13 protein-coding genes are annotated in these 11,935 nt (G+C 73.5%); 4 read left to right on the top strand and 9 right to left on the bottom strand.

Going from position 1 to position 11,935, the window contains the following annotated elements:
* A partial coding sequence (locus tag LIU39_RS33965; RefSeq protein WP_227050836.1) for a hypothetical protein occupies positions 1–923 on the top strand: 923 nt, incomplete at its 5' end.
* 114 nt (positions 924–1,037) lie between these two features.
* Here the strand turns inward: LIU39_RS33965 and LIU39_RS33960 are convergent.
* The 4 genes from LIU39_RS33960 to LIU39_RS33945 all read right to left on the bottom strand — a co-directional run bounded on the left by LIU39_RS33960 (position 1,038) and on the right by LIU39_RS33945 (position 5,088).
* Positions 1,038–2,075: an ABC transporter substrate-binding protein gene (locus tag LIU39_RS33960; RefSeq protein WP_227050835.1), complete on the bottom strand. Its 1,038-nt coding sequence runs from the start codon at positions 2,073–2,075 to the stop codon at positions 1,038–1,040.
* 66 nt (positions 2,076–2,141) lie between these two features.
* Positions 2,142–2,987, bottom strand: coding sequence for an ABC transporter ATP-binding protein (locus LIU39_RS33955; RefSeq protein ID WP_227050834.1), 846 nt, complete (start codon positions 2,985–2,987; stop codon positions 2,142–2,144).
* Positions 2,984–4,087, bottom strand: coding sequence for a FecCD family ABC transporter permease (locus LIU39_RS33950; protein WP_227050833.1), 1,104 nt, complete (start codon positions 4,085–4,087; stop codon positions 2,984–2,986). The genes LIU39_RS33955 and LIU39_RS33950 overlap by 4 nt, the downstream gene beginning before the upstream one ends.
* Entirely contained in the window at positions 4,084–5,088 is a 1,005-nt protein-coding gene (locus tag LIU39_RS33945; RefSeq protein ID WP_227050832.1) for a FecCD family ABC transporter permease, read from the bottom strand. The genes LIU39_RS33950 and LIU39_RS33945 overlap by 4 nt, the downstream gene beginning before the upstream one ends.
* Positions 5,089–5,355: 267 nt before the next feature.
* Between LIU39_RS33945 and LIU39_RS33940 the strand changes: the two genes are divergently transcribed.
* Positions 5,356–5,997, top strand: coding sequence for an HAD family hydrolase (locus LIU39_RS33940; protein WP_227050831.1), 642 nt, complete (start codon positions 5,356–5,358; stop codon positions 5,995–5,997).
* Here the strand turns inward: LIU39_RS33940 and LIU39_RS33935 are convergent.
* Entirely contained in the window at positions 5,958–6,212 is a 255-nt protein-coding gene (locus tag LIU39_RS33935; RefSeq protein ID WP_227050830.1) for a hypothetical protein, read from the bottom strand. The genes LIU39_RS33940 and LIU39_RS33935 overlap by 40 nt on opposite strands.
* Before the next feature lie 230 nt (positions 6,213–6,442).
* On the opposite strand from LIU39_RS33935, the gene LIU39_RS35405 reads away from it, so the two are divergent.
* A complete protein-coding gene (locus LIU39_RS35405) occupies positions 6,443–6,826 on the top strand; it encodes a cold-shock protein (protein WP_308409449.1) in 384 nt (127 codons plus the stop codon).
* A gap of 28 nt (positions 6,827–6,854) precedes the next feature.
* Here the strand turns inward: LIU39_RS35405 and LIU39_RS33925 are convergent, their stop codons facing one another.
* The 4 genes from LIU39_RS33925 to LIU39_RS33910 form a co-directional block, all read right to left on the bottom strand.
* Positions 6,855–7,706: a 1,4-dihydroxy-6-naphtoate synthase gene (locus LIU39_RS33925; protein WP_227050829.1), complete on the bottom strand. Its 852-nt coding sequence runs from the start codon at positions 7,704–7,706 to the stop codon at positions 6,855–6,857.
* 52 nt (positions 7,707–7,758) lie between these two features.
* Positions 7,759–8,463 carry a futalosine hydrolase gene (locus tag LIU39_RS33920; protein ID WP_227050828.1) on the bottom strand — a complete coding sequence of 235 codons (705 nt, stop codon included), beginning with the start codon at positions 8,461–8,463 and terminating at the stop codon, positions 7,759–7,761.
* A gap of 49 nt (positions 8,464–8,512) precedes the next feature.
* Positions 8,513–9,016, bottom strand: coding sequence for a hypothetical protein (locus LIU39_RS33915; protein ID WP_227050827.1), 504 nt, complete (start codon positions 9,014–9,016; stop codon positions 8,513–8,515).
* Positions 9,017–9,138: 122 nt separating this feature from the next.
* Positions 9,139–10,524 carry an MFS transporter gene (locus tag LIU39_RS33910; RefSeq protein WP_227050837.1) on the bottom strand — a complete coding sequence of 462 codons (1,386 nt, stop codon included), beginning with the start codon at positions 10,522–10,524 and terminating at the stop codon, positions 9,139–9,141.
* 432 nt (positions 10,525–10,956) lie between these two features.
* On the opposite strand from LIU39_RS33910, the gene LIU39_RS33905 reads away from it, so the two are divergent.
* Entirely contained in the window at positions 10,957–11,871 is a 915-nt protein-coding gene (locus LIU39_RS33905) for a DUF3027 domain-containing protein (protein WP_227050826.1), read from the top strand.
* Positions 11,872–11,935: the final 64 nt, after the last annotated feature.

Below are 11,935 nucleotides of genomic sequence, written 5' to 3'. Positions count from 1 at the left end.
GGGACACGGCCGCCGACACCCGCCCCCCCAATCCGCAACCACCGGCCCCCCGCCCCGGCGTACGCGACAGGCTCGGCAGCCTGGCCGCCCGTAGTGGCCTCACCGGGACGGTCCCCGCGCCCCGCGACGGTGACCGCCCGCTGCCGGAAGGCGGCGCTCCCGTACCGAAACTCAGCTTCCTCAAGAAGGCCGCCGGGCCGACGGCCGAGCAGGCGGGCGACACCGCAGGACCGCGCTTCACCCTGCCCCCGGCCGCCAGTGCCCCGCCCCACCTGGCGGGCGCAGACGAACTGGGCGGCGACGACGGTCCCGACTGGTGGCGGGTACAGGCGGCGCCGTTCGGGCCGGGCGAGTCGGTGCCCGGCTTCGTCGGCGGCATCGAGATCCCGGAAATATGGGAACGCCCCAAGGACGACACCCAGGCCAAGGACGGCAAACCGGACCCCGGGACCACGCCCGCCCCGCCCCCCGCAGGCAAGCCGCCCCTGCCCGGCATCCTGCGCCGTACCCTCACCCGCAAGCGCGCCACACCGCCCGCCGAACCCGCCGCCGACGAGGCCCAGGACTCCGCAGGCGCCGTCCGCATCCGTCTCAGCCCGGTGATCACGCTGGCCGTGGTGCTGCTGGTCGCAGGCGCCGTACTGGGATCCTGGCTGGCACTGGCAGCAGGCTGGGCACTGGCCTACGTATCGCGCCGACTCTCCCGCGCCGAGGCGAAGTTCGCCGCACTGGGCGTGCCCGGCATCCTCGTAGGCGGCATGCTGATCTGGCTCTGGGGCCGCCTGGACGGCCGCTGGGGCGCCCCCATCGCCCCCGGCCAACTGGGCCACGAACTCCTGGACGCCCTCCCCGGAATGGTCCGCATCGCCGCCGTGGCCTCTTCCCTCTTCCTCCTGTGGCGTATGCGCCGCTGGACAAACTGAGTCACCCGAGGCCCGAGGGGCGAGGCGAGAGGGCTGAGGCCCACCGGCGGTCAGCCGTCGACGAGACCGGGTGGGCCGGAGGGGCCGTACCGGGTCACCAAGCCCCGCCCCGCCTCACCTCTTGCCCAGCCGCTGCTGCACCTCATCGAGAATCTCGCCGGCCGCCGTGTACCCCATGCCCTGAATCCACAGCTGATCGTCGACGCGGAACGACCTGCCGCCCTTCACCGCCCGCATGTTCTTCCACAGCGCACCCCCCGTGACCTGCGCCTCCTTCGACTTCTCCGGCGTGCCGTAGCTCGCGTAGAAGACGGCGTCGGCGTCGGCCCTGTTCATCTGCTCGGCGCTCAGCTCCGTCATCAGCCCGTCCTTGGCCCCGTCGACGACGTCCGTGGGCCCCGTGCCGATGTCCGCGAGGATGGTGCCGACGTAGCTCCGGCAGCCGTAGACGCGGGTGTCGGCCCCCTCGACGAAGCGGACGATGTTCGTCCGCAGCGCCTTGGTCTTCGCCGCCCCGCCCAGCGCCGCCGTGACCTTCTTCGCGTGCGCCTCGTACGCCGCAACGGCCTTCTTGGCCTGCGGGATCCGGCCGAGCGCCGCCGCGTGCGTGGCGAAGTTCTGCTTCCAGGGGTAGCCGGTGGTCTCGGTCATCACCGTCGGCGCGATCTTCGTCAGCTGCCGGTAGCTGCGGCCGTCGCGGACCTTGCTGGTGAGGATCAGATCCGGCTTGAGGGCCGCGACCGCCTCCAGGTTCGGGGCGCCGATCTTGCCGACGTCCTTGATGCCCGCGACCTTGTCCTTGGGCAGGTAGTCCAGGAAGCCCGACGCCACATCGGACCGGGTGGCGCCGACCGGCCTGACGCCGAGCGTGATCGCGGAGTCCAGTTCGGCGGTGTCCAGGACCACCACCCGCTTCGGGGCGACCGGTACCTGCACGTCGCCCGTCGCCGTCGCCACCGTGTGCGTGCCGCCGCCGGACGCCGGCTCCGCCCAGCGCGTCGTGGGCTGCTTCGGGCAGTCGGCGGCCTTGAACGAGCCACCGGAAGCGGAGCCCGGATCTCCGGATCCGCAGGAGGCCAGCGCGAGGGAGGCGGTCAGCGCGGTGAGCGCGACGGCCGCGGTACGGCGCGGGGGGACGGCGAAGCGGGACATGAACTGCCCTTTCTGCTCGGGAAACCTGCTCGGTAAACGCGGGAGAAGGGAAGACAGGTCAGGGACTCAGCCGGAGCGGCCCGCCCACGGCCGGCCCGGCACCACGAGCGGCGAGCCCGTGACCGGATCGGGCACCACGACCGCTTCAAGGCCGAACACCTCCTGCACAAGACCCGCGGTGACGACCTCGCCCGGCCGCCCCTGGGCGACGATCCGGCCCGCCTTCATCGCCACCAGATGATCGGCGTACCGCGCGGCCTGGTTGAGGTCGTGCAGCACCGCGACGACGGTCCGCCCCCGGTCGTGGTTGAGCTGCCGTACGAGGTCCAGCACCTCGACCTGGTGCGCGATGTCGAGGTAGGTCGTCGGCTCGTCCAGGAGCAGCAGATCGGTCTCCTGGGCCAGCGCCATCGCGATCCACACCCGCTGCCGCTGGCCGCCGGACAGTTCGTCCACCGCCCGCTCGGCGAGCTGCGCCACGTCCGTGCGCTCCATCGCCTCGGCCACCGCGCGCTCGTCGTCGTCCGACCACTGCTGCCACCAGCGCTGATGCGGCTGCCGACCGCGGGCCACCAGATCGCCGACGGTGATGGCCTCCGGCGCGACCGGGGTCTGCGGCAGCAGCCCCACCGACCTGGCGATCTTCTTCGTCGGGATGCGCGCCAGATCGGTGCCGTCCAGCAGCACGGCACCGCGGCGCGGCCGCAGCAGCCGCCCCAGGGCCCGCAGCAGCGTCGACTTGCCGCACGCGTTGGGCCCCACGACGACGGTGACGGCGCCCTGCGGCACGTCCAGGTCCAGGCCGTCGACGACCGTACGGTCGTCGTACGCCAGCGTCAGATCGCGCGCCGTGAGCCGGCTCGGGGAGCCGTCCCCGGCATCCGTGACGACGCTCTCGCCGGTCTCGGTCACGCTTGTCCTCCTGCGGCACGGCTACGGGTGCGATGGCCCCTGATGATGAGCCAGATCAGATACGGGGCGCCGACGGCCGCGGTCAGCACGCCCACCGGCAGTTCGGTCGGCGCGAACACCTTGCGGGCCAGCAGATCGCCGAACACGACGATGCCCGCGCCGAGCAGCGCCGAACTCAGCAGCGGGATCTGCGCGGTGCGCGTCAGACGGCGCGCGATCTGCGGCGCCAGCAGCGCCACGAAATCGACCGGGCCCGCCGCGCCGGTCGCCATCGACGCCAGCACCACACCGATGGCGACCAGGCCGAGACGGGTCCGCCCCAGCCGGACGCCGAGCGCCGTCGCGGTGTCGTCGTCCATCGACACGGTCCGCTGGGCGCGCGCCGCCCACAGCACGCAGGGCAGCGCCACCAGCAGCGCCCAGCCCAGCGGCGCGGCCTCCGCCCAGCCGCGGCCGTTGAGCGAGCCGGTCATCCACACCTGGGCCTGCTGGGCGACCAGATAGTCGCCCTTGGTCAGGAAGAGCTGGGTGACCGAGCGGAGTGCGACGGCGAAGCCGATGCCGATGAGGACGAAGCGGGTGGCGTGCAGCCCGCCCCGCCAGGCGAAGAGATAGACCAGCCCGGCGGCGAGCAGCCCGCCCGCCACCGACAGGTACGGCAGCACCGCGTACGAGGTGACGCCGAAGGTCATCGAGCCGACCGTCAGCGCGCTCGCGCCCTGCGTCACGCCGATGATGTCCGGGCTGGCCAGCGGATTGCGGGCGACCGTCTGGATCAGCGCACCGGCCACCCCGAACGCGGCGCCGACCAGCAGCCCGACGACCATCCGCGGCAGCCGCAGCGTCCCGACCACCAGCTCCTGCGACGACGGCTGCCCCAGCACCACCTTCAGCGCGTCGGACGGCGCGACGAAGCTCTCGCCGATGCACAGATACGCCAGGCACACGACGGCCAGCAGCACCGCCAGCAGCGCCGCGACGACGGCGGCCCTGCGGTGCACGAGGAAGGACGCCCGGCCGACCGTCAGGCGGCCGTGACCGGCGGGACGCGCGGGCGGGCGCCGTACGGCGGCGTCGGGCGATGTGGCAGGGGCGGTCATGCGGCCACCGCCTTCCGGCGGACGAGGGTCACCAGGAACGGCACACCGATCAGCGCGGTCATCACGCCCGCGGGCACCTCCGACGGCGGGAACACGATCCGCCCGATGGTGTCCGACACCAGCACGATGACCGGCCCGAGCAGCGCCGCCATCGGCAGCACCCAGCGGTGGTCGCTGCCCACGATCGCGCGGGCGATGTGCGGCACCGCCAGCCCGACGAACGCGATCGGCCCGGCCGCCGCGACCCCGGCGCCGGTCAGCACCGTCGCGCCGAGGCCGCCGACGATCCGTACGGTCGCGACGTTCTGGCCGAGGCCCTTGGCGACGTCCTCGCCGAGCGCCAGGGCGTCGAGGCCGCGGGCGACGGACAGCACCAGCACCGCGCCGACCAGCAGGAACGGCCAGATCTGCCCGGCCACCTCGCTGTCCCTCCCGGTGAGCGAGCCGACCTGCCAGAAGCGGAACTCGTCCAGCGCCGCGGCCTGCGTGGTCAGCACCGCCATCGTCACCGACACCAGCAGCGCGTTGATCGCGGCACCGGACAGCGCCAGCTTGACCGGGGTGGCGCCGCCGCGGCCGCTGGAGGCGATGGCGTAGACGACGACCGAGGCAATCGCGGCACCGGCGAACGCGAACCAGACATAGCCGGTCAACGTGTGCACACCGGCGAGGGAGATGGCCAGCACCACGCCGACCGACGAGCCCTGGCTGATGCCGAGGATCCCCGGGTCGGCGATCGGATTGCGGGTGATGCCCTGCATGACCGTCCCCGCCATCGCCAGCGCCGCGCCGACCATCAGGCCGATCAGCGTGCGCGGCAGCCGCAGGAACCGCACCACCTCGGCGGCGTCCCCGTCACCGCCGTGCAGCAGCGCCCCGACCACCTCCGACGGGGCGAACATCCGGCTGCCGACGGCGAGCGAGAAGAGTACGGCCAGCAGCAGCGCGAGCACCGCCACCGCCGTCAGGCCGAGCCGGCGGCCGCGTACCCCGGGCGTCATGAGGCGCGGCGGCCGGATATGCGGGGACGCGCTGCGGCGCCTCCGGGACTGCTTGCCTGGTCGGCTGACATCGGGTCCATTTCGAGATATCCGTGGCTGAGAGCGTGCCCGTGGATCCGGCCAGGGACACCCGGGCACACGCTTAGGTAAGGCAAGGCTAAGGGTACGGCCCGGCCGTGGGTCGGCGTGGGTACTCCGGCGGTCCGGCCCGGCCGCCCCGCGCCCCGAGGGGAGGGCCGCGGAGCACGCGCGGGCACAATGGCAGGCATGGCTGCGCACCCTCTGACGGTCGGATTCGACCTCGACATGACGCTGATCGACTCCCGCCCCGGCATCAAGGCGGCCTACCAGGAGCTGTCCGCCCGTACCGGCACCCCCATCGACGCCGACCTCGCCGTGACCCGGCTCGGGCCGCCCCTTGAGGACGAGGTCCGCTGCTGGTTCCCCGAGGAGCGGGTGGCCGAAATCAGCGCGGTCTACCGCGAGTTGTACCCCGCGTACGCCATCGGGCCGACGCTCGCGATGCCCGGCGCCCTGGAGGCGATAGCGGCCGTCCACGCGGCCGGCGGGCGGGCGGTCGTGGTGACCGCGAAGTTCGAGCCGAACGCCGCACTGCACCTCGAACGCCTCGGCATCGCGGCGGACGCCCTCGTCGGCTCACTCTGGGCGGAGGCCAAGGCCGAGGCGCTCAAGGAGTACGGCGCGCAGATCTACGTCGGCGACCACACCGGGGACGTCCGCGGCGCGCGGGCCGCGGACGCGCTGTCCGTCGCCGTGGCCGCGGGCCCGTGCGACGCCGGGGAACTGCGCGCGGCCGGCGCCGACGTCGTACTCGACGACCTGACCGCGTTCCCGGCCTGGCTGCGGCGCTACGTCGCGGACGAGGCCGCGGAAGCGGCGTCCGCCTGACGGCGCTGGGCGGCGGCGGACCTGATCACCCCCGCGGCGGCGACGAGGAAGCCGACGCCCATCAGCATGCACACCCAGTAGAAGACGGAGGGCAGCGGTTCGGCGCCGATGAACAGCGGCGTCACAGTGGCCAGAGTGGCCAGTGCGCCAATCAAGAACGTGATCGCGCCGATTCGGACCAGCAGATCCCCGGCCTGGGGAGTTTCGTCAGACACCTGACCAGGGTAAGTCCGGGCCAGGAGCACCGAGGAACCACCTGGCGACGTCTTGTCACCGGGCACCGGACCACTAGCCTTGGTGACGGCGGGTCCAGGTGACCCGCTGCACTGCTATCCAGACCCGTTTTTTCCGCACATTCCGCAGTCCAGCGGCTATCGCATCCGGCAGTTCCGCATTTCCCGCAGTTCGCCAGTTTTTTCCCACGAGTACGAGGACGAGGACAGACGTGCCTACCGGCAAGGTCAAGTGGTTCAACAGCGAGAAGGGCTTCGGCTTTCTCTCCCGTGATGACGGCGATGACGTCTTCGTGCACTCGTCGGTACTGCCCGACGGCGTGGACGCACTCAAGCCCGGACAGCGCGTCGAATTCGGCGTCGTTGCAGGCCAGCGCGGTGACCAGGCACTTTCCGTGGCCATCCTCGACCCCGCGCCTTCGGTGGCGGCGGCCCAGCGCCGCAAGCCCGACGAACTCGCGTCGATCGTCCAGGACCTCACCACGCTCCTGGAGAACGTGACCCAGCAGCTGGAGCGCGGCCGCTACCCCGACAAGGCGCACGGCTCGAAGATCGCCGGCATGCTGCGGGCGGTCGCCGACCAGCTGGACGTCTGAGGACGCCCGGCCGGCCGGTCACCCGGAATCAGACGAACGTCAGCGCATCAGGGCCGAGGGGCGGCACCAGCCCCTCGGCCCCCGCGCGGGTGAGCAGCCCGCGCACCGCGGCGTAGCCGTGCTCGCCGAGGTCGGCCGTGAACTCGTTCACGTACAGCCCGATGTGCTGGTCGGCGACGGCCGGATCCATCTCCTGGGCGTGCCTGAGCACGTACGGGCGGGAGGCGTCGGGGTCGTCCCACGCCATCCGCACCGACGTCCTGGTGGCGTCGGCGAGGGCGCGCAGGGTGTCCGCGCCCAGCGACCGCTTGGCGATGATCGCGCCGAGCGGGATCGGCAGGCCGGTGGTGTCCTCCCAGTGCTCGCCCATGTCGGCCAGGCACGAGAGCCCGTAGTTCCGGTACGTGAAGCGGGCCTCGTGGATGACCAGGCCCGCGTCGACCTTGCCGTCGCGCACCGCGGGCATGATCTCGTGGAACGGCAGCACGACGATCTCGCCGACCCCGCCGGGCACCTCGGCCGCGGCCCAGAGCCGGAACAGCAGATACGCGGTGGAGCGCTCACTGGGCACCGCCACCGTCTTGCCCGCGAGGCCCGCGGCCGAACCGGCGTGCTTCGTCAGCACCAGCGGACCGCAGCCCCGCCCCAGCGCCCCGCCGCAGGGCAGCAGCGCGTACTCGTCCAGCACCCACGGCAGCACCGCGTACGACACCTTCAGCACATCGAACTCGCCGCGCTCGGCCATGCCGTTGGTGAGGTCGATGTCCGCGAAGGTGACCGACAGGTCCGGGGCGCAGGGGACGCGGCCGTGCGCCCAGGCGTCGAAGACGAAGGTGTCGTTGGGGCACGGCGAAAACGCGATGTTCAGCGGCCGGTTCACGGGGTCCTCCTCCAAGTGGGCCCGGCCCGCGACCGGGCGCAGGGCCGGGGTGTTACGGGGCGCTCAGGACGCCGGGCAGCGCGCCGAATGCGCCGGTCAGCGCGGCGAGCGCGGGGCCGATCCGCCAGGCGTCGCGCTCGCGCGGACCGACGGCGTTGGACACCGCACGGACCTCCAGGACCGGCACACCGTGGGCGGCGGCGGCCTCGGCGACGCCGAAACCCTCCATGGCCTCGGCCAGCGCACCCGGATGACGGGCCGCCAGCTCGGCGGCGCGCTCCGCGCTGCCGGTCACCGTCGAGACGGTCAGCACCGGGCCCGCCGCCGCGCCGGACGCGGCCGCGAAGGACCGCACCAGCGCCGGGTCGGGGCGGTGCGCCACGGTCCCGAAGCCGAGCGCGGTGACCGGCGCGAAGCCTTCGGGCGTCTCGGCGCCCAGGTCGGCGACGACGATCTCGTCCGCGACGACCAGCGAACCCAGCGGCGCAGCGGGCGCGAAGCCGCCGCCGATACCGGCCGATACGGCCAGGTCGTACGGGGTGCCGGAGAGGGCCGCCGCGGTCAGCGCGGTGGCCGTACCCGCCGCGGCCGCCGCGGGTCCGACACCGGCGGCCAGCACGTCGACGGCGGGCGGCCGGTCACCGGACGGGCGGTGCAGCGGGTAGCCGCCCGGCAGGCCGTACGCCTCGTACGGTCCGCCCGCCGCGCACACCGCGTCGCGCTCGGCGGCCACCGCCGTGACGACCAGTACCCGCATCAGGCGGCCCGCACGGCGCGCCGCCGCTCCCCGGTCCCGGTCAGCGTGCTCAGTCCTTCTGCTTCAGCGTGAAGTGCCACATGGTCTTGGGGCCCTGGCCCTGGCCCAGCTCCGCGACCTGGAGGGTGACCGACTTGGTGTAGGTGGTCTGACCGGTCTGCGGGTTCTGCTGCATGAACAGGGTGTCCGCGTCGAAGCTGCGGTACGTCTCCTTGCTCGGCTCGCGCATGACGGGCCCGCCGCCGATGACGATCCAGCCGGACTTCGCGACATCCGGCTCCACGCCGACGCGGACCTTCTCACCGGGGTGGACGGTGATCGTCTTGCCGCCCTTCTTGGTGATGCAGGACTCGACCTGCTTCTTGTCGAGCATCTTTCCGTCGCCGTTGCAGCCGGGTGTGGCCTCGGCCGTGATCGTCGACGAACCGACGGTCACGGTCGCCAGATCGGTCGGCTTCTCGCAGGCGGAGAGGGTGATGAGACCCAGGGAAACGGCACCGACGGCGGCAGCGGCACGGCGGCCCTTGCCCCGGGAGATCAACGCAGCGGTCATGCGGGCAGGCTATCTGGCGTCCCGGCGCACACCACGCGCGGGTGCGGCGTGCCGTGCCGCGCCCGGCACGCGCCCGCCGGGAAGGACGCGTCCGACGCCGTGCCCGCACCGCCCGCAGGCGCTCACACCACCCGCGGACCCGCCGCCCCACCCCGCCGCGCCGCGCTCAGCAGCCCCCGCACGGCCAGCAGCACGCCGGCCGTCACCAGTGCCGCGGCCACCGCCATCCCCAGCATCCCGATGAGCGGCAGCGCGATCCCGATGGCACCGCCGACCACCCACGCCATCTGCAGCGCCGTCTCCGACCTGGCGAACGCGGAGGTGCGCACCTGCTCGGGCACATCGCGCTGGATCATCGCGTCCAGCGACAGCTTCGCCAGCGCCTGGCACAGCCCGGCGGTGGCCGCGGCCACCGGGACCACCACCAGCGCCAGCAGGTCGTAGTAGACCGCGGCGACGACCGTCGCCGTCAGTGCGACGCCCAGCACCCCCGCGATGATCCGCTCCGGGCCGCGGGCCCGCAGCCACGCGCCGACCGCGGTGCCCAGCGCGTTGCCGCCGCCCGCGCAGACCGCGACCAGGCCCAGCGAGGTGGCGGCACCGAGCCCGGTCAGCGGGTGCTCGCGCAGTATGAAGGCGAGGAAGAAGGTCAGGAAGCCGGAGAGCGAGCGGAGCGCGGCGTTGGCCTGGAGGCCGTGCAGCACCGAAGGCCCGACGGTCCGCAGGCCGGGCCGCCGGGAGCGCGGCGGGCCCGCCGACTCGGCCCTGGCCGTCAGCCGGGCGCGGGCCTCGCCCTTCCCGGAGTCGACCTTGTGCGGCAGCGTGAACGACAGGAACGTGCCGCCGGCGAACACCACGAAAGCCCCGAAAAGCGGCCAGCTCGGGCCGATCAGATGCAGCCCCGCCCCGACCGGTGCCGCCGCGCCGGTCGCCAGCAGCCCGGCGAGCGTCACCCGCGAATTGGCCTTGACCAGCGAGAACCGTGGCGGCAGCAGCCGCGGCACCACCGCGCTGCGCACCACCCCGTACGCCTTGGACGCCACCAGCACCCCGAGCGCCGCCGGATACAGCTCAAGGCCGCCGCCCGCGACCGCGCCCGACATCGTCACCGCCAGCAGCGCACGGGCCAGCATCGAGCCCGCCATCGCGGCCCGCCGGCCGTGCGGGATCCGGTCGAGCAGCGGCCCGATCACCGGCGCGAGCAGCGCGAAGGGCGCCAGCGTGACCGCCAGATAGAGCGCCACCCGGCCGCGCGCCTGGTCCGTCGGCACGGAGAAGAAGACCGTCGAGGCCAGCGCGACCGTGATCATCATGTCGCCCGCGGAATTCACCGCGTGCAGTTCGATCAGCTTGCCGAGGCCCGACTCGCCCGCGCCGTGCGCGTGGGTGACGCGCCGCAGCCCGCGGGCCGCGCCGGTGAACGGGCTGCGCAGCACGCGGCCGGCCGCCCGGCCCGCCCGGCGGGCCCGATTGCCTCGATTCCGGCCTGCGGTCGATGCCCGTGACACCCGTGATGTCTTCGACACCTTCGACGCCCTTGCGGCAGCCACCTGGCCATACTGCCCGAACTCGCCCAGGAGATGGTGGTTTCCCCGTCTTCTCGCGCAAGGTGTCACCGCCGTCCCGCAGGGCGCGGCACCGGCGAGGGCGGTCGCCGAAGACATTTGCCGCTCCCGCCGAGGGGTCGTCCACGATGGAAGGGGTAGCGTGTGTAGCGCGCCACCGGCGGTCGTTCTTGGCCGCGCGCCTTTGTGCGATCCCGCAGAATGGGTCGTAAGAGGTGCGCTCGACCCAAGCGATCGGGCGCGGACGTCGACGCGGTCCCCAGGTCCGCTCCGCCCGCCCCGGCCCTGCCGGTCGTCCGGACAGGACAGGACAGCTCCGGCTGGCGCACTCGTGAGACGGCGTGGAAGAGAGAATCGATTCTTGTGAGTGCTGCGATGCGAAGCCGTACCCCTGACCGCTTGTGCGCCGAGGCGGTCGACCTTGCCCGTGCGGCGGCGGAGGAGACGGCGCTGCCGGGCATGGTCGGTGAGCACATCGACGCGGTCGCCGACGGGGACCGCGTGGTGACGCACCTCTTCGCCTGCAAGGAGCCCGGCTACCGCGGCTGGCGCTGGGCGGTGACGGTCGCACGGGCCTCCCGCGCCAAGGTCGTCACGCTCGACGAGTCGGTCCTGCTGCCGGGCCCCGACGCCCTCCTCGCCCCGGAATGGGTGCCGTGGAGCGAGCGGCTGCGCCCCGGCGACATGGGCCCCGGCGACCTGCTGCCCACCGAGGCCGAGGACCTGCGCCTGGAGCCCGGCTACACCGGTGAGGACGTCCCGCCGCCGAACTCCGCAGTCGCCAGGGCGGTGCCCGGCGAGGTGGCCGAGGTCGCCGAGGCCGAGGACGCCGATGTCGTGCCCGGTTCGCCCGCGGTCCAGCCGGCCCCGGAGCGCGGCGGCATCGCGGCCGTCGCCGAGGAACTGGGCATGCGCCGCGCCCGGGTGCTCTCCCGCTACGGCCTGCACCTCGCCGCCGACCGCTGGGACGAGGCGTACGGCGCCAAGACCCCGATGGCCCAGGCCGCGCCCGCGACCTGCGTGTCCTGCGGCTTCCTCACCCCGCTCGCCGGCTCCCTGCGCCAGGCGTTCGGCGTCTGCGCCAACGAGTTCTCCCCGGCGGACGGCCGGGTCGTCTCCCTGGCGTACGGCTGCGGCGGCCACTCCGAGGCCGCCGTCATGCCGGCCCCGCCGCGCCCCGCCGCCCCGGTGGTCGACGAGACGATCGTCGACGCCCTGTCCCTGCGCCCCGAGCCCGACGGCGGCTCGGTCGAGGACACCGGCCCGGCCGAGGAACTGGGCCACAGCTAGTACCCGTACGCCGGTTCCACCTGTTTTTCACACCCCCTCCCGAGGGGCGCGCTGCCCCCGGACC

It is taken from the genome of Streptomyces pinistramenti (genome assembly GCF_020564935.1).
Taxonomy (GTDB): domain Bacteria; phylum Actinomycetota; class Actinomycetes; order Streptomycetales; family Streptomycetaceae; genus Streptomyces; species Streptomyces pinistramenti.
The sequence above is the reverse complement of the archived record's forward strand: the minus strand, read 5'-3'. Positions and strand labels throughout refer to the sequence as shown.

Bases quoted from the DNA above. Each gene is read 5' to 3' on its own strand.
- LIU39_RS33920 (WP_227050828.1), bottom strand. From the start codon at position 8,463: ATGCGGGTACTGGTCGTCACGGCGGTGGCCGCCGAGCGCGACGCGGTG.
- LIU39_RS33905 (WP_227050826.1), top strand. From the start codon at position 10,957: ATGCGAAGCCGTACCCCTGACCGCTTGTGCGCCGAGGCGGTCGACCTT.
- LIU39_RS33960 (WP_227050835.1), bottom strand. From the start codon at position 2,075: ATGTCCCGCTTCGCCGTCCCCCCGCGCCGTACCGCGGCCGTCGCGCTC.
- LIU39_RS33940 (WP_227050831.1), top strand. From the start codon at position 5,356: ATGGCTGCGCACCCTCTGACGGTCGGATTCGACCTCGACATGACGCTG.
- LIU39_RS33945 (WP_227050832.1), bottom strand. From the start codon at position 5,088: ATGACGCCCGGGGTACGCGGCCGCCGGCTCGGCCTGACGGCGGTGGCG.
- LIU39_RS33915 (WP_227050827.1), bottom strand. From the start codon at position 9,016: ATGACCGCTGCGTTGATCTCCCGGGGCAAGGGCCGCCGTGCCGCTGCC.
- LIU39_RS33950 (WP_227050833.1), bottom strand. From the start codon at position 4,087: ATGACCGCCCCTGCCACATCGCCCGACGCCGCCGTACGGCGCCCGCCC.